The following is a 23,859-nucleotide window of genomic DNA, read 5'->3' as shown; positions in this document are numbered from 1 at the left end:
CATGGCAGTCACGCTCAAACCGCTCTATCCAACCATCCAGGAGGCGAAGGAGCGACGTATTGAACTGCTCCGTTACCTGCGGCTCGAAGGCGGGCGACGTCTGATCGCCGCCGCGCTGCTGCTGGCGTTGATGAGCGGCTTGAATCTCGCGCAGACGGGGCGCCTGGCGACGCAGGGGCATGCCGTCGCTCAGTTGCAACGGCAACAAACTGCACTCCTGCGTGAGCGCAGCAACCTGCAATTGCGTCTGGCGCGCGCACAGTCGCTCGCCGACATCGAGCGCCGCGCCATCCGCCTCAATCTGCGTCCGATGAAACCGGAACAGGCGCGCTACATTATGATTGACACGGTCAACGCTCGCGAACCGTTCACACAGGACGATCTGGTTCTGAATCCGTAAAGGAACGTTGCATGGCTGCCCGCACAACGCGCAGTACTGTTGTCAATCGTGCTCCGGCGCGGCGGAGCGTCTCCGCTGTGCGCCCGGTCACGATCAGCCGTTGGCGGCTGAACCTGTTGCTGCTGCTCACCGTGGTGATCATCGTCCGAATTGCCGTCCATCTTGGCAGCATTCAGACAGGGCAGGTGCGCATTGGCGGGCGCACGCTGGCGGAGATGGCGCGCGCCGAAGTGCGTCAACGCCTGCCGATCCCCGCGCCGCGCGGCGTTATCCGCGACAGTAAAGGCAATGTTCTGGCGCTCGACGTCGATTTGCAAAGTCTGTATATTGTACCATCGCAGATCGATCAGAAGAATGCACCACGGCTGGCGCTTACTCTTTCCGGACTGCTCGGCGTTCCCTCCCCCGATATTCTGGCGGCAATGCAGAATACCTCGCTCTACCAGGTGCGCATCAAGCGCTGGCTCGAACCGGAGATTGCCGAACGAGTCCTGGCGCTCGATGAGCCGGGACTGGTATTGCAGTACGAACCGCGGCGCGTCTATCCACAGGGCGCCTTCGCCGCACACGTGATTGGCGCGGTCAACTTCGAGCATATCGGCATTAGCGGCGTCGAGGGATATTACGATACCTTGCTGCGCGGCAGCACTGGCGTCATCACAGCGGAGGTCGACTCGCAACGCAACCCGATCTGGATCGCGCCCCAGGACGTGCATCCCGCCAGCCCTGGGGTCGATCTTCAGTTGACGATCGATCCAACTGTGCAACATATCATCGAGACCGAACTGAAGCAGGCGGTCGATGTGCACAACGCCGACGGCGGGGTGGTCATCGTCATGGACCCACGCACCGGCGCGATCCTCGGCATGGCCAGTTACCCGACGTTCGATCCGAACCGTTACTTTGAGTACACGCCGGAAACCTACAACCTGAATCCGGCGGTTGGGACGCAGTATGAGCCGGGATCGACGTTCAAAATCTTCACCGTCGCCGCCGGTTTGCAGGCGCGCGCCTTCACCGCCGACACGATTGTCGATGATCCGGGGAGTGTCTACCGCTACGGCTGGCGCCTGTCGAATTGGAACGGCGCCGGCAACGGACCCCTCAACCCGGAAAAGGTGCTCTACTATTCGAGCAATGTCGGCGCGCTGCAACTGGCGGAACTGATCGGCGCCGACCGCTTTTACGCGATGCTCGACGAATTCGGGTTTGGTCGTCCGACCGGTATCGATATCGCCGGCGAATCGGGGGGTATGGTACAGACGCCGGCGCGCGAAGGATGGAGTCCGCTGGTGCTCGATACCAATGGCTATGGACAGGGCATTGCCGTCACACCGCTGCAACTGGTGCGCATGGTGGCAGCCATTGGCAACGACGGCAAACTGATGCGCCCCTACATCGTCGAGCGCCGCTGCCGCGGCGATGATTGTGTCATCACCCAACCCAAACCGATCGGGCATCCCATCGAACCCGGCGTTGCGTGGACGGTGCGCCGCATGCTGGTGAAATCGGCCAACCATTACGCGCCGGTCGTCTGGGCAGGGATGACCGGTCATTACGGTGATACATGGCTGGTGCCAGGATACGAAGTGTGCGCCAAAACCGGCACGTCGTCCATTCCCGACGGGCGCGGCGGATATGTCTCCGACGCCACCATCGGCTCGGTGGCCGGTCTGGCGCCTGCCGAGAACGCGCGCTTTGCCATTCTGGTGAAAGTTGATCGTCCGCGCGACGACTATTGGGCGGTGCGCACGGCGATTCCGCTGTTCCAATCGATTGCAACGCAATTGGTGCAGTATGCGCGCATTGCGCCCGATATGGGACTGGTCGATCCCGGGCAGACCGTGGGCGGGCGACTCAACCGCTAGGCGAGCGTTGCTGCGCTGCTCGTGAACAGGTTATGTTACAATGCCGCCGGATTTCGTGAACCGTACAGTTCAGGAGAAACGGCGGTGTTGCGACTGGACGAAGTGCTGCCCGGCGTGCAGGAGGAGGTCAATCGGCGCATCCATGCGCTGCCTCCCGCGTTGATGCAGGTCGCCTTTAGCGAAGCAGTAATCGATTCGCGTCTGGCGACGTCGGAGTGCCTGTTTGTCGCATTGCGCGGCGAACGGGTCGATGGCCACGAATTTCTGGCGGACGCGGCGGCGCGTGGCGCGCGCGGCGCTTTAGTGCGCCGCAGCAAAGTGTCGAGCCTGACGCTCGAACGCCCTTATGTGGTGATCGATCCGGTTACCGGTGAGGGTCTCGAACGGGCGACGCCCGACACGATGCTGTTGATCGCTGTCGATGATCCGCAGGCGGCGCTGAACCGGCTGGCCGCCTATCACCGGGGGATGTACAACCCCGTCGTGATCGGCATCACCGGGAGCGTGGGCAAAACCTCGACGAAAGAGGTGACCGCCGGCGTTCTTCAGCGCAGCTTTCGCACCTTAAAAAGCCCAAGAAGTTACAACAGCGAGGCGACATTGCCCATCGTGCTGCTTAAACTTACCGCCGACCATCAGGTGGCAGTGCTCGAGATGGGTATGTACGGGCCGGGCGAGATCGCGCATCTTGCGGCTCTCGCCCGACCACGCCTCGGCATCGTCACGAATGTGGGACCATCGCACCTTGAGCGTATGGGAAGCATCGAAGCCATTCAGCGCGCCAAAAGCGAACTGCCGCAGGCGTTGCCGGAGGATGGGTTCGCCATCCTCAACATCGACGATCCGCGTGTGCGTGCGATGGCGGAGGTGACGCGCGCCCGACCGTTTTTCTACGGTCTCGACCCGGCAGCCGACCTGTGGGCGGACGCGATCGAGAGCCGCGGTTTGCAGGGCGTCAGTTTTCGGGTGCATTATCAGGGGGATGGTTTGCATCTGACGCTGCCGTTGTTGGGGCGGCATAGCGTGCATACAGCGCTCGCGGCTGCTTCCGCCGGGTTGTTGCTTGGCATGGAATGGGAAGCGATCATCGCCGGGTTGCGTAGCGAAGGCGCCCAACTCAGGCTACTGGCAGTTCCGGGCATCAACCAGACGACGCTGATCGACGACACGTACAACGCCTCGCCTGCCTCGATGCAGGCAGCGCTCAACCTTCTGGCAGAACTCGATGGTCGGCGGATCGCCATCCTGGGCGATATGCTGGAGTTGGGGAGCATCGAGGAAGAGGCGCACCGCATGGTCGGGGCGCGGGCGGCGGAAGTGGCGCAGATTCTGATCGCTGTCGGGCAGCGCGCGCGCTGGATTGCCAATGAGGCGCAGCAGGCGGGATTGCCCGCTGATCAGGTGTACGCGGTTGACGACAATGATGCAGCGGCGCACCTGGCGCGCAACCTGCTTGCACCTGGCGACTTTGTGTTGATCAAAGGGTCGCGCGGCATGTTTATGGAAACGATTGTGTCACAGTTGCAGGCACATCGTCCATAATGCCGCATCACCGTTCTCTGACGATTTGAAGAGACCTAGAGGAGCAAACACGTGCGCGAAACCCTCCAGGCGCTCCTGGTACAGGATATGGCAAGGGCGCTGCTGCTGGCGGCAGCCGCCTTTGTTCTGACCCTCGCAACGGGTGGATACTGGATCCGGTTCCTGCGTCGCCATCGAATCGGCAAGCAGATCCGTCTCGAAGGACCGCAGAGCCACCAGATCAAGACCGGCACGCCAACGATGGGTGGAATTATCATCCTGCTGCCGGTGATTGTCCTGACTGTTGCGTTCAACCTGATTGATCGCTGGTCAATCCTGCTGCCACTCGCCGTTCTGGTCGCATTCGCAATTCTCGGCGCCATCGACGATTATATGTCGCTGGTCGGCAGCCGGTCGAAGACGTATGGCTTTACGCCGCGCACCAAGATGGCACTGATGATGCTGATCGCCTTTGGCGCTGCGCTGGCGCTCTACCTGCCACCGCCGTTCGGTCTGGCAAACTTTGGGCAGGTGCGCGTTCCGTTTATGGGGCAGTTCGACATTGGTCTGTGGTTCATTCCGTTTGCGATGCTGATTATCGTTGGCACGAGCAACGCGGTGAACCTCACCGACGGACTCGACAGTCTGGCGGGCTGGAACCTGACACTGGCATTCGCCGCTTATGGGGTGATTACGTTCCTGAACGGCGAATTTATCAACCTGATGGCGTTCTGTTTCACGCTGGTCGGCGCATGCGCGGCATTCCTCTGGTACAACGCGCATCCGGCGCAGGTGTTCATGGGCGATCTCGGATCACTGTCGCTGGGCGCAGTGCTGGGAGTCATTGCCCTGCAATCGCAGCAGTGGTTGCTGTTGCCGGTCGTCGGTCTGGTCTTTGTCGCAGAAGCGCTCTCGGTCATTCTTCAGGTCGGGTATTTCAAATGGACCAAACGACGCACCGGCGTCGGACGGCGGATTTTCAAGATGTCGCCGCTGCACAATCACTTCGAATTGCTCGGTTGGAGCGAAACGCAGGTGATGCAACGCTTCGTGCTGGTGGGCATGGTGGCGGCGCTGGTCGGCATTTCGCTGGCATTGACGATCAACGAAGCGCAGCGGGCGCGGATGACGGTCGAACGTCCGGCGATTACGGTAGAACGATAGACGTATGCACCTGAACGGGAAGCGCGCACTGGTCATGGGGCTTGGCGTTCACGGCGGCGGGGTCGGCGTTGCGCGCTTCCTTGCGCTCCAGGGCGCGGAGGTGACGGTTACCGATCTGCGACCGCCCGACGACCTGCGTGCATCACTCGACGCGCTCGCCGGACTGCCGATCCGCTTCGTGCTCGGCGAGCATCGGGAAGCCGATTTTCGTCAGGCTGAGATTGTGGTGCGCAACCCGGCTGTGCCGCCAACATCGCGCTACCTGCAAATCGCGCGCGCGGCAGGCGCAGCCATCGAAATGGAAATGACCCTCTTCTTCCGGCTCTGCCCTGGACCAATCCTCGGCGTCACCGGGACAAAAGGCAAAACGACGACAACGTTGCTCCTCGGTGCGATGCTGCGGGAACAGTTCCCGGATACCGTGGTTGCCGGCAATCTGCGCATTTCTGCACTCGATCAGTTGCCTTCGATCAGCGCCACCACCCCGGTGGTGCTGGAGCTGTCGTCGTTCGTGCTCGAGGGATTGGGCGAAGCCGGGTTAAGTCCGAAGATCGCCTGCATCACCACGATTGCGCCGGATCATCTCGACCGGCACGGCACGATGGAGGCGTACATTCAGGCAAAAGAAGAAATCTGGCGACATCAGCGCCCCGGTGATCCTGTGGTGCTGTGTGCCGACTCGCCGATCATGCGCGCAATGGCGGTCGTTGATCGGCGTCCTGGTGATATGGTCTGGTTCGCTGGCGCAAAAGGATCGGACGTCTATCGCCTGAAAGGAGATCGCAGAGCGTTTTGGCGCGGCGATGAATTGATCTGGCATGATCGGTCAACCGAAGGAAGCATCACCCATACGGTCATCTGCACCAGGGACGATGTGCGACTGCCCGGCGCCCACAATCTGGCGAATATTGCGGCTGCAACCGCCGCCGCCTGCGCCTTCGGCATCGCTCCTGAGCACATCCGGCGCGCTGTGCGCGCCTTTGCCGGCGTCGAGCACCGGCTTGAGTTCGTCCGCGAACTCGATGGCGTGTGCTATATCAACGACACAGCAGCAACAGCGCCCGAAGCAGCCATTGCTGCACTCCGCACCTTCGACGCCCCAATCGTGTTGATCGCGGGCGGCGCCGATAAGAATCTGCCGTTCGACGCTTTTGCGCGCGAGATCGCACAGCGCGCCAGTGCAGTGATCCTGCTCCAGGGATCCGCGACGCCGAAGCTGCTGGATGCGTTGCGCGCGGCGCGCGCCAGCGTCGCCATCCACGGACCATATGACGATTTCGAGCAAGCACTCGATACTGCCCGTCGGATCGCTGCGCCTGGCGAAATTGTGCTCCTTTCGCCAGGATGCGCCAGTTTTGGCATGTTCCGCAATGAGTTTCATCGTGGCGACACATTTCGCCGCATCGTCCAGAGTTTTACGTGAGCAACGATACGCACGATACCGATTATCAGCGCATCCTGCGGAATCTCAAAGCGGCAGGACGCGCGCCGGAAGAGCCGGCGCCTGCCGGACCAGAACCATCGCCAGCGGCAGTGCAGGTGCGGTTCCCACTCTTTACCCCATGGGTTGCGCGTGTGCTGTTGACGATCAACATCATCGTCTTTGTCGTTCCGTCGTTTCTCGATGTGATCGGCGTTCGAATCGCGGGAACGGTGAGCGTCTACGACTTCCTGCTCATCTGGGGCGCGAAAGACAACGCTGCCATTTTTGTCGGCGGTCAATACTACCGATTTCTGACTGCCATGTTTCTGCATGGCGGACTGGCGCACCTGTTCTTCAATTCGTTTGCGCTCTATTCGCTGGGATTCGAGACGGAACGGCTCTTCGGCGCGCAGCGTTTCCTGGCGATCTATATGCTTGCCGGTCTGGGAGGCGGCGTGGCATCCTATGCGCTCAACCCCAACCCTTCCGTTGGCGCATCCGGCGCGATCTTTGGTCTGATCGGCGCATTGATTGCGTTCTACCTGGTTGCGCGTCGGGTGTTGGGCGGCATTGCGCGTCAGCAACTCGGGAGCCTGATCTTCATTACGTTGATCAATTTGGCGCTGGGGTTCACCACACCCTACATCGACAACAATGCACACATCGGCGGGCTGCTAACCGGCACACTTCTCGGATGGCTGCTGGCGCCACGCTTCGCACTCGATATGCAATCCTACCCGCCGACACTGGTGCGGCTCAGTCTGCGGCGTGGATGGATGCTGACGCTGGCAGTTTTGGTCGCGTTGGTCGCGTTGATTGCGATCATCGCGCCGCCGATCTAGCATCGACGATGGCTTCATTCGGCAAGGATAACGCGGCAGAAAGCGAAAACGTATGACGGAAACGCGCCAACGGAAACCCGACTATCTCTTGCTCGCTGCGGTTGGGACTCTGGTGCTATTAGGGCTGGTCATGGTCTACAGCGCGTCATTTATGCGCGCCTACGCCGACACCGGCGATCAACTCTACTATACCTGGCGCCAGATGAATGCTGCGGTGATCGGCGCGGTCGCGCTGCTGGCGGCGCACCGTATCGATTACCGGGTCTGGCGGCGTTTTTCGGTGCATCTGATGGCAGGCACACTCTTTTTGCTGGCGCTGACGCTGATCCTGCCCGCTTCGATGACCGAAGCGAACGGTGCGCGCAGTTGGATCCGTATCGGCGCCTTCAGTGTGCAACCGTCGGAGATCGCCAAACTGACGATGGTCATCTACTTTGCCGACTGGCTCTCGCGGCGCGGCGAGAAACTGACGAACGTCACCTATGGACTGGCGCCGTTCGCGCTTATGCTCGGCGTGGTGTGCGGTTTAGTGATGCTGGGGCGCGACTTGGGGACAACGATTGTGCTTGTCGTGATTGCCGGCATGGTCTACTTTGCCGCTGGCGCCAACCTGCTGCACATCATCGGTGCGGCGATTGTGGCGGGCAGCGCCTTCTGGGGGCTAATCAACATCGCTGCCTACCGCCAGGAGCGCATCGCCGCCTGGATCGACCCGTTTGCGCACTATCAGGGGGCGGGGTATCAACCGGTTCACGCGCTCTATGCGCTGGGCAGCGGCGGATTGTTCGGCGTCGGAATCGGGCAGGCGCGCCAGAAGTTCTTCTGGCTGCCCGAAGCGCACACCGATGCTATCTTTGCCATTATCGGCGAAGAGTTCGGTCTGATCGGGACGCTATTCGTTGTTACCTGTTTTCTGGTGATCGCCTATCGTGGTATGCGCATTGCCGGGCGTTCGTCCGATCCTTTTGCCGCGCTGCTCGCAACCGGGATTACATGCTGGCTGGTGTTCCAGGCGCTGATCAATATTGCGGTGGTCACGACCCTTCTTCCGTTTACCGGGTTGACATTGCCATTCATCAGTTATGGCGGCACATCACTGGCTGCATGTATGGCAGCGGCCGGGATCCTGTTGAATATTTCGCGCCATACCGGCGCCACATCTCCTGGTGTGTCGTATGAAACGGTCACTCGATCCGGGCGCTCAGAGTCCTTTGCGCGTCTGGCTGGTTGGTGGCGGAACCGGGGGCCACGTCTATCCGGCGTTGGCCGTCGCCGCGGCGCTCAACGCGCCTGGGGCGCTATCCGCCGCCGTTGAGACGCCGAACCGGTGGGAGCGCGCCAGACCGCTCGATGGCCCATGGTCGGCGCTCTATGTGGGAAGTGTTGGCGGTATGGAAGCAGCGCTGGTGGCGCGTGAGAGCGCTCTGCCGTTCCAGGCAATACCCGCAGCGGCGCTGCGAGGTCGAAATCTCTTGACAATGGTGCGCAATCTGGCGACGCTGGCGCGTGGAACCGCCGCAGCACACCGGCTTGCCGAACGGGATCGACCGGTTGCAATCCTGGGCACCGGCGGCTATGTGTGTGTACCGGTCTTTCTGGCGGCGCGCCTGGCAGGAATACCGACTATGATCTATCTTCCCGACGTGGTTCCCGGGCTCGCAGTGCGATTCCTGGCGCGTCTCTCATCACTGGTTGCCTGTAACGTGGCGGATTCTGGGCGCTATCTGGGGCTGGAACCGTTCGACTATGGTGAGGCTATCGCTCGACTGAATGCGCATGATCGGGCGGTGCGCCTGATCGTCACCGGTTATCCGGTGCGCCAGGAACTGTTTTCTGCCGACCGGCAGGCATGCCGCGCGGCATTCGGGTTGTGCGACGACCTGCCAACGTTGCTCGTTGCCGGCGGCAGCCGCGGTTCGCGCAGTATCAATCGGGCGATTGCTGCACTGCTACCGGTATTGCTCCCATTCATGGAGATCATCCATGTGTGTGGTCGTGAGGGCGATGTCACATTTCTGCGTGCAGCCATGCAGGAGTTGCCAGAGACCCTGCAAAAGCGGTATCATCTGTTCGAGTATCTCCACGGAGTGCCCGAGATGCTTACGAATGGCGCCATGTCTCCAGCGCCAACGATGGTCGCAGCGCTCGTCGCCGCCGATCTGGCAATCTGTCGCAGCGGCGCTTCAACCCTCGGAGAGTTGCCTGCGGTCGGGTTGCCGGCGCTGCTCGTTCCCTACCCATATGTGCACCAGGACGAGAACGCCGATTACCTGGTGCAGCGCGGCGCGGCGGTCAAAATCAGCGATGCGGCGCTCGCGCGCACTACAGAAGACGGGTTGCTCTTTCGCGAAATCTCCCGGCTTATCCATCGCTGGGACGAACGATGCGCCATGGCGGAACGGATGCGGGCGCTGGCGCAACCCGATGCCGCTCGCCGGCTCGCGTTCCTGCTTCAGACGCTGGTGATCAGGAGACACACGGCATGATAACGATCGATCTGAGTGGTCCGTTCGTTACCTATTCGATTCTCGCAGCGCTTGGCATACTCGGTTGGGTCTGGGGCTTCCGCTACTTCGTCAGCCTGGGGTTGATGACGACCGTGGCGTACCTGATTGCGGTCCAGGGCGGTAATTTTATTGTCGGGCTGATTAACCGAACCTACAGCAATCTGCCACGATTGGCGGCATTTCTCACCGGCGGCGATACCGCCAGCGCGGCGCCCCTGGGTCCCATTATTCCGGAAAACCTCGAGGCGCCGCTCTTGCTGCGCGTGCTGGTTTTTATTGCACTGGTGGCGATAGGAATCGGTTACTCGTTTCCATGGGAAGGAAAACCGCTTGGCGGATGGGGTGGCAAACGTCCGCTGCGCATCTTGGGGGCGCTGACTGGCCTGTACACAGCCGTGTTGTTGACCAGCGCCGTTGCGATTTTCTGGCGTGAATTTGCGCCAACCGCCACAGTTCCAGAAATGTTGGCGCGCGCATTGAATAGCCTGCCAACGTGGACCGGTATTATCCCATCAACGATTACGGCGTTTGTCATCACACTAATAACGGTAACGCTCATTCGTTTCAATCGTATCTGGGCAATCGATGGCGGCGGTGGCGGCGGTGGCGGACCCAGAAAATAACCGCCAGGAAAGAATGATATGCACTATCATATCGTTGGCATTGCAGGCGCAGGAATGAGCGCCATTGCCCATATCCTGCTGGATCAGGGGCACACGGTAAGCGGTTCGGATCTCCAGCAGAACACGCTCACGGCTGCGCTCGAGCAGCGTGGCGCCCGCATCCGGTACGGACACGAACCTGCCTTTGTTGGAGATGCCGACCGGTTGGTGGCGACATCCGCCGTTCAGGATGAGCATATCGAACTGGTTGAAGCGCGCAAACGCGGCATTCCAGTGCTCCGGCGCGCCGATCTCTGGCGCGAGTGGTCGCATGGGCGGCAGGTTGTGGCGGTGGCCGGCACGCACGGCAAAACAACGACGACGGCGCTGATTGCGCTCATGCTGACTCGCGCCGGTATCGCCCCTGGTTTCCTGATCGGCGGAGAAACCCCCGATCTCGGCGTCAATGCTCGCTGGGGCAACCCTGCTGCGCCGCTCGTGGTTGAAGCCGATGAATATGATCGAACGTTTCTGGCGCTCACGCCTGATATCGCCATCATCACGAACGTCGAATGGGAGCATGTCGATATCTATCCATCGCCAGACGAGTACGAAGCGGCGTTTCGCACATTTGCCCGACAGGTGGCGCACCCGCAGCGCCTGATCGTCTGCGGTGACAATGCTGGCGCGCGGCGGGTCGTCGGTCATCCTGATGCGCAACAGTACGGCATCGAAGAAGCCATTGCCCGGAATCCGGCATCCTGCCGCCTGGCGCTCATGGACTGGATGGCTGCGAATGTGCGTTACGATGGGTCGATGACCCATTTCGATCTCTGGCGCTACGACCGGCGCACCTGTGGTACACGACTCGAGGGCATGTACACGATGCGGTTGGTTGGCGATCACAACGTGCAGAATGCGCTGGCAGCCATCGCAGCCGCGACAACGCTGGGGATTGATCGAACCGCGATAGGCGCTGCGCTCGCCGAATACCGTGGCGCGCGGCGTCGCTTCGATATTAAAGGCGAAGTGAACGGCATCACGGTGATTGACGATTATGCGCACCATCCGACCGAAGTGCGCGCAACTCTGGCTGCGGCGCGTGCGCGCTTCCCACAGCATCGCATCGTCGTTTACCTGCAACCACATACATTTTCGCGCACGTATGCGATGCTTGATAACTGGACGCATGCATTCGACGCGGCAGATATCGTGCGGATCGGCGATGTCTACCCGGCGCGTGAAACGGGCGAACCGCGCGCTGCGGCTCGCGCGCTTGCCGGGCGCATTGCGCATCCTGATGTTGAGGTTGTCGGAGACGTAGCGACCGCCACAGCAACGATCACGGCATTGTTGCAACCCGGTGATCTCCTGTTGACCCTTGGCGCAGGCGATGGATATCGTGTGGGTGAGATGGCGCTCCTGGCATTGGGGCAGGCGGACGATCAATCGGAATCGAGCGAGACGTGACAGACGAAAGCACACCTGCATTTCACCGGCGCGTCGCCGAAGAACTTGAAGCGCGTTACGGCAGCGACCCTCGCGCACCCGCAGGATGGCGCGAAATCCAGACCTGGCACTGGGAGCAGGCTGGCGCCTATACGTCTGCCATCGAAACGGCGCTGACAATCACGGAGACACGCATCACACGACTCGACTTTGGCGGCGCGCGTCAATGGACGGAGCGGGTGTTGACGCTGCTCGAGCGCATTGACGTGAAGGATCGGCATCCATACGAACTGCGCGCCTGCGCCCTGGCGCTGGCAGTGCTCGAATTTGGCGGTCAGTATCGTGAAGGGCTTGAATATGCCCGCCGGATGCTACGGGCGGCGCAGCGCCTCAACAATACCGAGGCAGAGGCGCGCGCCCTGCTCGGAGTCGGTCGAATGCAGCGCGAACTTGGACAACTGGCTCAGTCGGAAGCAGCGTTGCAAAGCGTCCGCAGTCTTGCCTCACGCGATGATTTGAGCGACCTCGAAGCCGAAGCCCGTCTGCACCTGGCAAAAGTGCATCAGTTGCAGGGGCGGCACCTGGAGGCGCTTCAGGAGTTGCAACTGGCGCGCGAAGAACACGAAAACGACGACGATAAATTGAAACTGGCGCGGGTGCTCACCGGCATCGGTGATGTCTATCGCGTCCTGGGAGCACACCAGGAGGCGCTCACGTTCTACACCCGCGCGCTGAGCCTGGAACAGGGGCGCGGCAGTCTGATCGGACAGGCGATTCTGAAAGATAAACTCGCACTGGTGCTGCTCAATCAACAGAAACCATCCGATGCACTGGTCTCAGCCGAGGAAAGCCTCGATCTGCGTCGGCGGATCAACGATGTCGTTGGTCAGGCGCGTTCGTACATCGTCATTGGCGCCGTGATGAGCCGGCTGGGGCGCCATGAACAGGCGATGGAGTCCTACCGGCGCGCCTATGAATTGCAGGAGTTGACGCAAAATCCGCGTGGGCAGTGCATTGCCCTGATCCATCTTGGCGATGCTGCGTGTGCATTGCGTCAACCACAGGCGGCGTTGCTGCACTATGAACGAGCGCTTGCCCTGGCGCGCCGCGATCGGGATCAGATTGGCATCGCGCGCGCGCTCGAGCGGCTCGGCGATTTGCACTATGCTCAGGAACAATCGGTGCAGGCGCTGGCGCGCTGGAATGAAGCGCTTCGGATACGTGAGACGCTGCGCCATGTTGATGAAGCGGATGCATTGCGCAATCGCATTCGTGCAATACAGCCAGCGGAATGAGGTATGCAGTATCTGGAATATGAACCACTGGCACCCTATACTTCCTGGCGCATTGGCGGACCTACGCGCTATTTCGTGCAGGTTGCCAGCGTTGCTGAGATGATCCAGGCGCTGACATGGGCGCATCAGCGCGATCTGCCGATCTTCGTGCTCGGCGGCGGCTCGAATGTTTTGATACGTGATACCGGTTTCAACGGACTGGTCATGCGCGTTCGCGCGCACGATATGCGTCTTGAGATCAACGGTGATGAAGCGCGCGCGATTGTCGAGGCCGGCGCGCCGATGGCGGGTACGGCGCGCCGGCTGGCGCGCCAGGGTTGGGCGGGGCTGGAATGGGCGGAGGGTTTGCCCGGCACGATTGGTGGCGCGCTTTACGGCAATGCCGGCTGCTATGGCAGCGATATTGCAACAGTGCTCGAACGCGCCTGGGTGCTGGTCGATGGCGAGCCGCAGGAATGGCCCACCGAACGTTTTGTCTACGGCTATCGGACGAGTGTGCTCAAACAGATACGCACCGATAGCATGGCATGGCGCGACCAACCGATCATTCTTGCGGCGGCGTTTCGTCTGCGCCGCGACGACCTGACGGCGCTGGCGCAACGAATGGAACGCACATCACTCGAACGGCGCAGCAAAACGCCATGGGGCGCCAGTTGCGGCAGCGTATTCAAAAATCCGCCTACCGAGAGCGCCGGACGCCTGATCGAAGCCGCAGGCTTGAAGGGAAGGCGCATTGGCAATGCAGAAATTGCTGCGCGCCATGCGAACTACATTATCAACCTCGGCGGCGCGTCGAGTGATGACGTGCTGCGCCTGATCGATCTGGCGCGCGAACGGGTGCTGGCACTGACAGGGATCGAACTCGAACTCGAAATTCAGATTGTCGGATGAATTGACGTGGCTCGACATGGAGATGGAGATAGACGACGATGACGCGCAAAGTGCGAGTGGGAGTCCTGTTCGGCGGGCAATCGGGCGAACACGAGGTGTCGCTGGTCTCAGCGCGCGCGGTCATGGATGGTCTCGACCCTGAACGATATGATGTGACACCAATCGGCATCACGAAGCACGGGCGCTGGATCATTGCCCCCGACGCGCATACCCGTCTGTTGGCGCAGGCCGATCCGGCAAAGTTGCCGGGAGGATCGTCTGCCGGTGCTGCTGATGCAGCGGATGGCGTTGACGATGTGGAGACCACCGATCCGCTGACCCTGATGGTTGCCGGTGAACAGTCACCCCTCAAAACGCTCGATGTCGTTTTTCCGGTCCTCCATGGACCGATGGGGGAAGATGGAACGGTGCAGGGGTTGCTGGAATTGATGGAAATCCCGTATGTTGGCTGCGGCGTCATGGCATCGGCAGTCGGCATGGACAAAGCGATGACGAAGGTTGCCTTTTCCGGCGCGGGGTTGCCGGTGTTGCCCTGGCTGCTCATTCGACGGCGCGAATGGGAACGCGAACCGGCACACGTGCTCGACTGGGTCGAACAGCGCCTCACCTACCCGATGTTCGTCAAGCCGGCAAACCTGGGGTCGAGCGTCGGGATCAGTAAGGTGACCGGTCGCGCGGCGCTTGCGCGCGGCATCGCCGAAGCTGCGGCGTATGATCGGCGGATCGTCGTTGAACAGGGTATTCCCGCGCGCGAGATCGAAGTCAGTATCCTGGGTAACAATGAACCGGAAGCCAGCGTTCCCGGCGAAGTGGTTCCTTCCGGCGAATGGTACGACTATGAAGCAAAATACCTGAGCGGCGCATCGAAGATACTCATTCCTGCGCCGATCACGCTCGAACTCGCGGCACGGGTGCGGCGCCTGGCAGTGCAGGCGTTCAAAGCCATCGATGGCGCCGGGCTGGCGCGCGTCGATTTTCTGCTCAACCGCGAGACTGGCGACCTGTATCTGAACGAGATCAATACCATGCCCGGCTTTACCCCGGTGAGCATGTACGCCATGATGTGGGAAGCCAGCGGTCTCCCCTACACCCAACTGCTCGACCGCCTGATCGAACTGGCGCTCGAACGGCGCGGCAGAGGGCGATATGCGTAACGACTTGCACTACAACCAGCCCAACACGCGCGCTCGCATCGCAGCGCGGCGCAACCGGCGGCGTAACGCCGTCAGCGCCATGCCGGGTCTGCGTCGCGCCATCGGCGGCTGGCTGGCATCCGGGCGCATCGCCAGCCTGGTGTTGTTTCTGGCATCGCTCGGCGGGCTGATTGCCATCGCGGTTTCGCCACAGTTCGTGGTGCGCAGGGTTCAGATCAATGGCGCGCAGATACTCGATACAGCCGACATCGAGGAGATGGCGGGCGTGACCGGCGCCTCGATCTGGCTGGTGCAGACCGACAACGTCGAAGCGCGCCTTGCCCAGAATGCATCTATCGAACGTGTCGAGGCATCTCTGATATTACCCGACATCCTGACGATTAACCTGGCAGAACGCCAGCCCAATGTGCGCTGGCAGGTCGGCGACATACGCTACCTGGTCGATGCCGAAGGGCGGGTGTTGGGTCCTGACACTGCCACGTTCGTCACCGACACCCTGATCGTCGAAGACCGCAGCGGGCGAACGATTGAACCGAACGACCGGATCGATCCCGATGTGCTTTTGCTGGTTCGTGCGCTGGCGCTCCGTTTGCCGAATGAAGCGGGCGTCACGCCGGCCACCATCAGTTGGGACATCGAGCACGGCGTCATGGTGACAACCGCCGACGGACGAATGATCGTCTTTGGACGAAAGGAGCGCCTGGACGAGAAGATCGAGATACTGCGCTTTCTGACCATCCAGGAGCCAACGGAATATACCTGGCTCGATTTGCGACCGGCGACGCCGTATTACCGGAATGATACGCCGCCACAACCGTAGGAATAACGAGGCTGAGTATGGCACACCGCACGATTGTTGGCATCGACGTTGGCACAACCAAAGTCTGCACCATTGTCGGACAGGTGTACGACAATGGGCGCATCAACGTGCTTGGCGTCGGTCTGACGCCATCCAAGGGACTGGATAAGGGGGTGGTCGTCAATATTGACGATGCCGTCAATGCGATTGCAACCAGCATCGAGAAAGCCGAACGGCTATCCGGCTATCGGATCAGTGCTGCATTCGTGGGTATTGCCGGTCGGCACATCCAGTCGCTCAACAGTCGTGGCGTTGTCGCAGTGGCGCGCAGCGATCACGAAATCACCCGCCATGATGTGGCGCGCGCGGTCGAGGCGGCGCAGGCGGTCGCCATTCCAACGCAACGCGAGGTGATCCATGTCATCCCGCGCGCCTACGTCGTGGATGGCAACGAAGGCATTCGCGATCCGATCGGCATGTCTGGTTTTCGCCTCGAAGTGGAAACGCACATCATCACCGGCGAGATCATGGCGATCCAGAACCTGATCAAGAGTGTGCAGAAAACCGGCGTCGAGATTGATGACCTGGTATTGCAACCGCTGGCGGCCGGCGAAGCGGTGCTCAGCGCCGACGATAAGGATCGCGGTGTAGTGCTGGTGGATATCGGCGGCGGCACAACCGACATTGCAGTCTTTGCGCAGGGCGGTATCTGGCACACCAGTGTCATTCCCGTTGGCGGCAACCATTTCACCAACGATATCGTGATTGTTCAACAGACGCCTCACAACACTGCCGAGTATCTGAAACTGAAGTATGGCGCGGCGATCGCCGAAGAAACGGAGGAACCGGATGTGATCGAAGCCGAAGGATTTGCGCCGGGCGAGCGACAGCAGATCAGCCGCCATATGCTGAACCAGGTGCTGCAAGCGCGCGCCGAAGAATTGACAGAACTGATCTACAACGAAATCCGGCGCAGCGGCTATGAAGGTCTCCTCCCGGCCGGCATCGTCCTGACCGGCGGCACTGCGCAGTTGCCGCGCCTCGATGAGTTGATGCGCGACATGCTCGGCATTCCGGTGCGGATTGGCGCACCCACCGATCTCACGGGGCTGGCGGATACGCTCAACAGCCCCGCGTATGCAACCGCAATCGGGTTGCTGCGCTGGGGTATGCGCCACGGAATGAGCGGTTTCCATTCCGGCGGCGGACCGCCGCCAGATCACGGCGGTTGGGTCTCGACCTACGAACGATTCAAACGATGGCTGAAAGAGTTTCTGCCATAACGCAAGGAGAGGGAGCAATGATCGATTACACCAGTCTGAGTCAGGCCGCAGAGAACTTCGCGGTCATCAAGGTGGTCGGCGTCGGCGGCGGCGGATCCAACGCCGTTGATCGCATGGTCGACGAAGGCGTGCATGGTATCGAGTTCATCACCATCAATACCGACGCACAGGCGTTGCTGCACTCGCGCGCATCGACCCGCATTCGGATCGGCGACAAACTCACCAAAGGGCTTGGTTCGGGCGGCAACCCGGTCATCGGGCAGAAAGCCGCCGAGGAAACGACTGAAGAGATCTACGAGGCGCTCAAGGGCGCCGATATGGTCTTCATCACCGCAGGCATGGGGGGCGGCACCGGCACCGGCGCCTCGCCGGTGATTGCCAGCATCGCACAGGATTTGGGAATGCTCACGGTCGGCGTGGTGACGAAGCCGTTCAGCTTCGAAGGCAACCATCGCCGCAAGACTGCCGAACAGGGCATCGAGCAACTGCGCCCGATGGTTGACACCCTGATCGTCATTCCCAATGACCGGCTCTTGCAGACGGCAAGCAAGAATACGTCGATGCTCCAGGCGTTTCAGATGGCGGACAACGTGCTGCGCCAGGGCATTCAGGGCATTTCGGACCTGATCACGCAGCGCGGGTTGATCAACGTCGATTTTGCCGACGTGAAGACCATCATGGCGCGCCAGGGATCGGCGCTTATGGCGATCGGCATCGGCAGCGGCGACAACCGCATGGTCGATGCCGTCAACGAAGCCATTGCTTCGCCTCTGCTCGAAGTATCGATCGATGGCGCGAAGGGTGTACTGTTCAACGTGACCGGCGGTGAAGACCTTGGCATTCTGGAAGTGTACGAAGCGGCGGATATCGTAGCCAAGGCAGTGGACCCGGAGGCGAACATTATCTTTGGCGCAGTGATCGATCCGACCTTTCCGCCTGGACAGGTGAAGATCACGCTTATTGCCACCGGCTTCGACGCCAGCCGTCCGACGGATGCGCGTAAGCGCATCTATATGTCCGGCGCGCAACAGCAACAGCCTGCCCAACCGAAGCGTGACATGGCATATGCGGAACCGCACCCGCCGGCCGCGCCGCAGACCGCAGCAACGCGACCGCAACCACCGCAACCTGCGCGGTCGCAAGGCGCCCATATCAGCCCCGACGACCTGGATATCCCGCCGTTCCTGCGCAACCGCCGAAAGAACGGGTAATCGCCTATGGCAGCGTCAGTACTTCCGGCTCGCCCTCGGTTATGGCAATCGTATGTTCGAATTGCGCCGAGAGCGAGCCATCGGCGGTGCGCACCGTCCAGCCGTCAGTTTTATCCAGCACGGCTTCAGGACGGCCCGCGTTGACCATTGGCTCAATCGTAAACGTCATACCGGGGCGCAGACGCATCCCCGTGCCGGGCTTGCCATAGTGCAGCACGGTTGGCTCCTCGTGCAACAGTTGCCCGACGCCATGCCCGGTCCATTCCCGCACGACCGAGAAGCCATTGGCTTCGACATAGGTCTGAATCGCTGCGCCAATATCCCCCAGCCGCGCCCCGCCGCGCGCTGCGCGAATGCCGCGCCACATCGCCTCTTCGGTCACGTCCAGTAATCGTTGCGCTTCCGGGGAGATCGTTCCGACCGGCACCGTAATGCACGCATCGCCATACCAACCGTTGAGCCGCACTCCAATGTCGATGCCGATAATATCCCCTTCTTTCAGGCGCTCATTGCCTGGAATGCCATGACAGACGACATTGTTGATGGCAACGCAGATCGTGGCAGGAAAGCCGCGATATCCCTTGTACGCCGGTATTGCGCCGTGTTTTCGCACAAACTGCTCGGCAATGCGATCGAGTTCTCTGGTGGTCACACCAGGGCGCACGTGCTCGCGCAGCACCTCGAATGTTTCAGCCACCAGGCGGCCAGCAGCCCGCATGAGTGCAATCTGCTGCCGGGTGTGCAAGACAACTGACATATGCTGGATGTTCCTGGCGCCTGGATTGGCGCATTGTGTGCGGCAAGGGCAACACTCTGCCCGGCGTTGCCGATTGCGATCCGCAATGATGTATTGATTGTACATTATAGCACAGAGCATATCGGTTCCTGCGGTTTCGCACACAAGCATCAGGTCACAAATGCGCAAAGATACCTCTCTTCCACCTCCATACCGCTGTGCTGCGCCTTTGTGCGCGCCCGAAAGACGCCGTTGCAGAAGAGATGAACCGAATAGCGTCAGCAGACCATCAATGCGAATGCGTCTGATATGCCTCGAGCGCCTGGATCGCCTCTTCACGCCGATGATCGATCAGGTGCTGGAGCGGATGATCGCCCGGTGGCGCGATCAGTGCATCGAGTTGCGCGTAGATGTCGTGCAGGAGCACATTGGCCGACTCTGGCGAAGGCGCGTCGAACACTTGCCGCATTCCACCCAGGATCATGCGGTCAGCGGCGGCAGCGAGTTCTTGCGCCAACTCGAACTTGATCGTGCGCAACCGCCCCAGCGGCGAGTCATCGTGTCCTGGCTGATCCTTCGCCAGCGCCGTGTGCGACCCCGCTTCTTCGTTGGCGCGCGTCATGCGTTCGAGCGTCTCGGCGATCCGCCGCAGCATCGCTATCCCTTGAGGTGTGGCGATCACGTCGCGGAATGTCTCTTTGATGCGTGTGCGCATCCCTTCCATCCCGCCGCTGGCAAAGAAACCCGCGATGCCGCCGAGCAGACCCCCAAGCGCCGCACCGCCAATCACGCCGATCGGACCGAGCAATGCTCCAATCTTCGCTCCGATGACCCCTCCGCCTATCGCGCCCGCAACTCCTCCCACCGCTGCACCTGCCAGCACGCCGCCGCCAATGATGCGTCCGGCGGCACGCAATCCTGTTCCACCTGCCGCCTTGATCCAGTCGAACAATCCCGGCTTTCCCTCATGTGCATCTTCGTCGTGGCTGTGAGGCACAGGCGGCGCTTCGCTGCCGACGCGCACCTGCTCAGGGGTTGGATCAACGTTCGTGCGCCCTGCCACCCGATTGACCAGCGGCATTTCGCTTTCGATCTCATCGGCGAGCGCGCGTATTTTGTGCGCCAGCGAGTGATTTTTATCATTTTCGCCGAAGGACCCGGTTCCCAGTTGACCTTCAACCTGCCTGACCCCGCCGGTCTCAGGATCGTAGAGCAGGGTTGGCGCGGGTTGCCCGATTGCCAGTTCCACAAAATTCGAGTGGGCGAAAAAATCTTCGAGCGCATGACCCGCTCGCCCCATGGCGTCTGCTCCATCCGATCCCCAGCGCCCCGTTGGTCCGCGTGGAACGGTTCCACGAATCGTTTCAGCAGGCATAGTAATTGTCCGCGCTTCGCGCTCACGCAGCGCCGCCTGGCGCTCGGCGCGCACCTGATTCCGAATGCGCAACCATATCCTGACATACGGCTGATCTTCAGGCAGGTTCGGATCGAGGCGCTGATTGACTTTGTAGCCGGTCTGGTCCCAGAAACGCCGGTCCACCTCGGCATGAAACGCTGGTCCGCTGGTTGACAGAGCCGCTCCCTCATCGGCGCCATTGCCGGTTCCTCGCGGCACGGTGATTGTGTCGTCCTCAAAAATGATTTCTTGCAGCGGAGTATTGGCGACCTGGATTGCCGTTTCCTGCGCCACCGCCGTCGTGCGTAGCCCTCCCCGCGCAACGGGAGCGCCTGGCATGCGCTCTTCGAGTTCGGCAGCGCGACTGCGGAACGCTTCAGCGGTTCCTTCGGCGCTCTGCCCGCGCATATCGCCGCGGTACGACTGCGCGGCGCGGAAGAGTTGTGCTTTGATGTACTCGCGCGAGTCGACCATGTACTGCGGAATGCGCTCGCCCTCAGGAATGACCAGCAGATCTTCGCGGTTCGCTCTGGACCGTGCGCTATCCCCCCGGAGCGCCTCCTCGCCTGCCGGATTATCCATATGCTCATAGAAGTTGTAGCCGCCATACGACTGGTAGTTGGCAAGTTCGCTGACACGATCAGGAATCATCCCAATCAGCGTATCGACCGCCTGGTTGAACCGGTCGATGGCGGGATCGAGTGGTTCCTGATTGAACGCCGCGAGTTTGAGCGCCTTCCAGGTCAGCACAATGTTTGCCAGCGCAGGATGCGCCTGGGAAAAGTCGCGCTCCCAGTTGGCAGCGTAGATTTGCCCGATCTCTTCTGCCGAAAATCCGCTTCCGATCAGTCCATGGACCGTCGCCTGGCGATGGTAGCGTGGGTCGAACGCCTGCGGGAAGGTTGGCGTCGGCGGCGCCAACGCGCGTAAACCGGTTGCCGGTGCAGAAGAGTCGAGATGGGCAGCGCGACGCGCTGTGGTTTCGGCATCCTGTTCGAGACGGTGGTACCGGTCGGGATCGGCGGCGTCACGCGCGGCGCCGCTTCCCTGTTGCACAACATGCGCCAGTTCGTGCAGCAGCACGTGGGCGCCGTGCGATATTTCCGGTCGGTACTGTCCTGGAGCGACGTGAATTTCCTGCCCGGCGGTCAACGCTTCGACGCCACCTGCGGATGCCAGCGGGCTATCACAGTGAATCGGGACACGGCTCAGATCGTAGTTCGTGGCGCGTGAAGCGCGCGCGCGCAGATCATCGAACAAATGTTGCGATGTGGAGGGCATGATTGCTGATGAGGGGGGCTGGCGTTCATTCACACCGATCTGTAGGGAGTCAAACGTGTGTCCACCGGGCATCGCTCCTGTCTGATTGGCATCGGGAGCGGGCTGCCCACGATCAATCGCGTTTTGTGGAGCGAGTGCTGGATGGGAAACATGCGATAATGATAATGATGATGGTTCTGTGGATGACGGCTTGCGCTGCATACGGCGGTTCATGGCGCTGACCCTCACCTTAACGTGTCCGGTGGATGTCGAACGTTAGCGAAACATATGTAGATTGTGTGAGTATATCATTTCTGTGGTTTCTTGTATGAACGTCGCTGGAGAGAGGGTCTGACACACCATTCGCCGGCAGCACTTCTCACATCCAGGTGTGGAGCGCAAAGGCGCTGCGCCTGGTCAGTTGTGTTGCATCAGGACCCCATCCTCATACATGGGGATAATCCACAGGGCATGGCTGATACGGGCAGGTCTGAGACCTGCCCGTGCGGTGCCAGCCGCTCTTCCGAAATATGCGATAATAGCGGCTCACGGTTCAGAAAGGGCCACGCTGCCATGGTCGAAGAGACATTCTCTTCCTCACCTGCCCTGCCATCAGGTATCTGGAGCGCCGGACGGCGTATGCTCACCGTTGGGTTGGTGCTGATTATCGTCGCTACTGCCTTCGAGATGCTCGCAGTCGCTGCCACGATGCCGGCCACAGCGCGTGAGCTTGGTGGTCTGGCGTGGTACGGCTGGGCATTCAGCGCTTTCATGCTGGCAAATATGGTGGCGGCCACGGTCGCCGGACCGGAGGCGGATCGCCGGGGAGTCGCCGTACCGTTCATCACCGGAACGCTCCTCTTTGTCGCCGGTTTGCTCATCGCCGGGCTGGCCCCAACCATGCCGTCACTGATCATCGGTCGAGCAGTACAGGGATTGGGCAGCGGCATCATCGGCGCAGTCGTGTACATCATCGTCGGTCGGGGTTATGAAGCCGATGCGCGTCCGCGCATGCTGGCGATCATTTCGAGCGCGTGGGTTGTGCCGGGCATGGTCGGTCCTGGACTGGCGGGGATGATCACGGAACATATCGGCTGGCGCTGGGTCTTCCTGGGGCTGATCCCATTGCCGCTCGTCGCGGCGTTGATGGCGCTGCCATCGTTACAGCGCCTTGCGCCAGCGCAGAGGTCCTTCGACACGCACGATTATCGCACACGCAGCAACGAGATCAGGATGGCGCTCGTGCTCGCTACCGGCGCAGCAATGACGATCAGCGGGCTGGGCTGGTTGATCGCTGCGCCGCTCGCCGGCATCGCCCTGATCGCTCCCAGTATCATCATCGCCGTTGTCGCCCTGCGGTATGTCCTGCCGCCCGGCACGCTCCGCGCTGCGCCAGGGCTGCCCGCCGTCATTGCGACCATGGGATTGCTCAACCTCTCCTTTTTCGGTGTCGATGCTTTTGTTCCCCTGACCCTCACTGCGATACGCGGCTTGAGCGTCGTCACTGCCGGGCTGGCGCTGACCGCTGCAACCCTGACGTGGACGGCAGGCGCGTGGATGCAGGAGCGTCTGGTGCGCCGCCATCCGCCTGGCTCGATTGCTGCCGCCGGTTTACTCGTCATGCTCATCGGAATTGGCGCGACGACTACAACGATTGCACCGGTGGCGCCACCGCTGCTCAGCATTGCCACCTGGGGGATTGCCGGATGCGGCATTGGGCTGGCATATTCCGCTCTGTCGCTCGCCATGCTTCAGAACGCCGCATCGGGACACGAAGGGAGAGCATCATCGGCATTGCAGATCGCCGGTCAACTCGGAACGGCGCTTGGCGCGGGAGTCGGTGGCGTCATCATTGGCTCAGGAGAACAGGGTCAGACTGTCGAAGCCGGACGGGTTGCGCTTCACTTTGTGCTGATGAGCCTCCTGGCGGGATTAGCCATTCTGACTGCGCATCGTGTCCACGCGGCGAACAGGCGCGATTGAGCCTTTCATGATAGTGTCCGGTAATCATCCGGTACACTCTGTGGGTATCATATCAACGAATATCCGGCGCACGAC

Annotated in this window: 19 protein-coding genes; 17 read left to right on the top strand and 2 right to left on the bottom strand. The window is 61.1% G+C overall.

All coding sequences use genetic code 11. The features are described 5' to 3' along the window. Window position 1 precedes the first annotated feature (1 nt). The 16 genes from RCAS_RS05600 (at window position 2) to ftsZ (ending at window position 18,409) form a co-directional block, all read left to right on the top strand. Complete coding sequence (locus RCAS_RS05600) at window positions 2-400, top strand: hypothetical protein (protein ID WP_012119631.1); 399 nt, start codon at window positions 2-4, stop codon at window positions 398-400. An 11-nt stretch (window positions 401-411) separates the two neighbouring features. Further along, a complete protein-coding gene (locus RCAS_RS05595) occupies window positions 412-2,268 on the top strand; it encodes a peptidoglycan D,D-transpeptidase FtsI family protein (protein ID WP_012119630.1) in 1,857 nt (618 codons plus the stop codon). A gap of 21 nt (window positions 2,269-2,289) precedes the next feature. Then, window positions 2,290-3,810: a UDP-N-acetylmuramoyl-tripeptide--D-alanyl-D-alanine ligase gene (locus tag RCAS_RS05590; RefSeq protein ID WP_232280185.1), complete on the top strand. Its 1,521-nt coding sequence runs from the start codon at window positions 2,290-2,292 to the stop codon at window positions 3,808-3,810. An 87-nt stretch (window positions 3,811-3,897) separates the two neighbouring features. Continuing rightward, window positions 3,898-4,953 (top strand): phospho-N-acetylmuramoyl-pentapeptide-transferase, encoded by a 1,056-nt coding sequence (gene mraY / locus RCAS_RS05585; RefSeq protein ID WP_232280233.1) that lies wholly within the window; start codon window positions 3,898-3,900, stop codon window positions 4,951-4,953. Window positions 4,954-4,957: 4 nt separating this feature from the next. Continuing rightward, entirely contained in the window at window positions 4,958-6,376 is a 1,419-nt protein-coding gene (murD, locus tag RCAS_RS05580; protein ID WP_012119627.1) for a UDP-N-acetylmuramoyl-L-alanine--D-glutamate ligase, read from the top strand. Further along, window positions 6,373-7,218 carry a rhomboid family intramembrane serine protease gene (locus RCAS_RS05575; RefSeq protein ID WP_012119626.1) on the top strand — a complete coding sequence of 282 codons (846 nt, stop codon included), beginning with the start codon at window positions 6,373-6,375 and terminating at the stop codon, window positions 7,216-7,218. The genes murD and RCAS_RS05575 overlap by 4 nt, the downstream gene beginning before the upstream one ends. A gap of 52 nt (window positions 7,219-7,270) precedes the next feature. Beyond that, window positions 7,271-8,533, top strand: a complete 1,263-nt coding sequence (ftsW, locus tag RCAS_RS23795) for a putative lipid II flippase FtsW (RefSeq protein WP_012119625.1) — start codon at window positions 7,271-7,273, stop codon at window positions 8,531-8,533. Next, window positions 8,430-9,704: a UDP-N-acetylglucosamine--N-acetylmuramyl-(pentapeptide) pyrophosphoryl-undecaprenol N-acetylglucosamine transferase gene (locus tag RCAS_RS05565; protein WP_083760279.1), complete on the top strand. Its 1,275-nt coding sequence runs from the start codon at window positions 8,430-8,432 to the stop codon at window positions 9,702-9,704. The genes ftsW and RCAS_RS05565 overlap by 104 nt, the downstream gene beginning before the upstream one ends. After that, window positions 9,701-10,348 (top strand): hypothetical protein, encoded by a 648-nt coding sequence (locus RCAS_RS05560; protein WP_012119623.1) that lies wholly within the window; start codon window positions 9,701-9,703, stop codon window positions 10,346-10,348. The genes RCAS_RS05565 and RCAS_RS05560 overlap by 4 nt, the downstream gene beginning before the upstream one ends. An 18-nt stretch (window positions 10,349-10,366) precedes the next feature. Then, window positions 10,367-11,797 carry a UDP-N-acetylmuramate--L-alanine ligase gene (murC, locus tag RCAS_RS05555; protein WP_012119622.1) on the top strand — a complete coding sequence of 477 codons (1,431 nt, stop codon included), beginning with the start codon at window positions 10,367-10,369 and terminating at the stop codon, window positions 11,795-11,797. Continuing rightward, window positions 11,794-13,071, top strand: coding sequence for a tetratricopeptide repeat protein (locus RCAS_RS05550; protein ID WP_012119621.1), 1,278 nt, complete (start codon window positions 11,794-11,796; stop codon window positions 13,069-13,071). The genes murC and RCAS_RS05550 overlap by 4 nt, the downstream gene beginning before the upstream one ends. Window positions 13,072-13,074: 3 nt before the next feature. After that, window positions 13,075-13,962 (top strand): UDP-N-acetylmuramate dehydrogenase, encoded by an 888-nt coding sequence (gene murB / locus RCAS_RS05545; RefSeq protein ID WP_012119620.1) that lies wholly within the window; start codon window positions 13,075-13,077, stop codon window positions 13,960-13,962. 38 nt (window positions 13,963-14,000) lie between these two features. Then, the gene (locus tag RCAS_RS05540; protein WP_012119619.1) at window positions 14,001-15,116 is read left to right on the top strand and encodes a D-alanine--D-alanine ligase family protein; all 1,116 of its coding nucleotides are present in this window, start codon (window positions 14,001-14,003) and stop codon (window positions 15,114-15,116) included. Further along, window positions 15,109-15,936: a cell division protein FtsQ/DivIB gene (locus RCAS_RS05535; protein ID WP_012119618.1), complete on the top strand. Its 828-nt coding sequence runs from the start codon at window positions 15,109-15,111 to the stop codon at window positions 15,934-15,936. The genes RCAS_RS05540 and RCAS_RS05535 overlap by 8 nt, the downstream gene beginning before the upstream one ends. Before the next feature lie 17 nt (window positions 15,937-15,953). Beyond that, window positions 15,954-17,198, top strand: coding sequence for a cell division protein FtsA (gene ftsA, locus RCAS_RS05530; protein ID WP_012119617.1), 1,245 nt, complete (start codon window positions 15,954-15,956; stop codon window positions 17,196-17,198). Between the two features lie 17 nt (window positions 17,199-17,215). After that, window positions 17,216-18,409 carry a cell division protein FtsZ gene (gene ftsZ, locus RCAS_RS05525; protein ID WP_012119616.1) on the top strand — a complete coding sequence of 398 codons (1,194 nt, stop codon included), beginning with the start codon at window positions 17,216-17,218 and terminating at the stop codon, window positions 18,407-18,409. A 4-nt stretch (window positions 18,410-18,413) separates the two neighbouring features. On the opposite strand, the gene map is transcribed toward ftsZ, so the two are convergent. Together map and RCAS_RS05515 are read right to left on the bottom strand one after the other, a co-directional pair. Then, complete coding sequence (map, locus tag RCAS_RS05520; protein ID WP_012119615.1) at window positions 18,414-19,166, bottom strand: type I methionyl aminopeptidase; 753 nt, start codon at window positions 19,164-19,166, stop codon at window positions 18,414-18,416. A gap of 268 nt (window positions 19,167-19,434) precedes the next feature. Next, window positions 19,435-21,822 (bottom strand): eCIS core domain-containing protein, encoded by a 2,388-nt coding sequence (locus RCAS_RS05515; RefSeq protein ID WP_232280184.1) that lies wholly within the window; start codon window positions 21,820-21,822, stop codon window positions 19,435-19,437. Window positions 21,823-22,374: 552 nt separating this feature from the next. Here RCAS_RS05515 and RCAS_RS05510 point away from each other — a divergent pair. Then, window positions 22,375-23,784 carry an MFS transporter gene (locus tag RCAS_RS05510; protein WP_012119613.1) on the top strand — a complete coding sequence of 470 codons (1,410 nt, stop codon included), beginning with the start codon at window positions 22,375-22,377 and terminating at the stop codon, window positions 23,782-23,784. Window positions 23,785-23,859: the final 75 nt, after the last annotated feature.

Origin of the sequence: Roseiflexus castenholzii DSM 13941, from assembly GCF_000017805.1 — a bacterium.
Lineage (GTDB): Bacteria > Chloroflexota > Chloroflexia > Chloroflexales > Roseiflexaceae > Roseiflexus > Roseiflexus castenholzii.
Note: the sequence above shows the minus strand (reverse complement) of the source record. Positions and strands in the feature narration are given on the sequence as shown.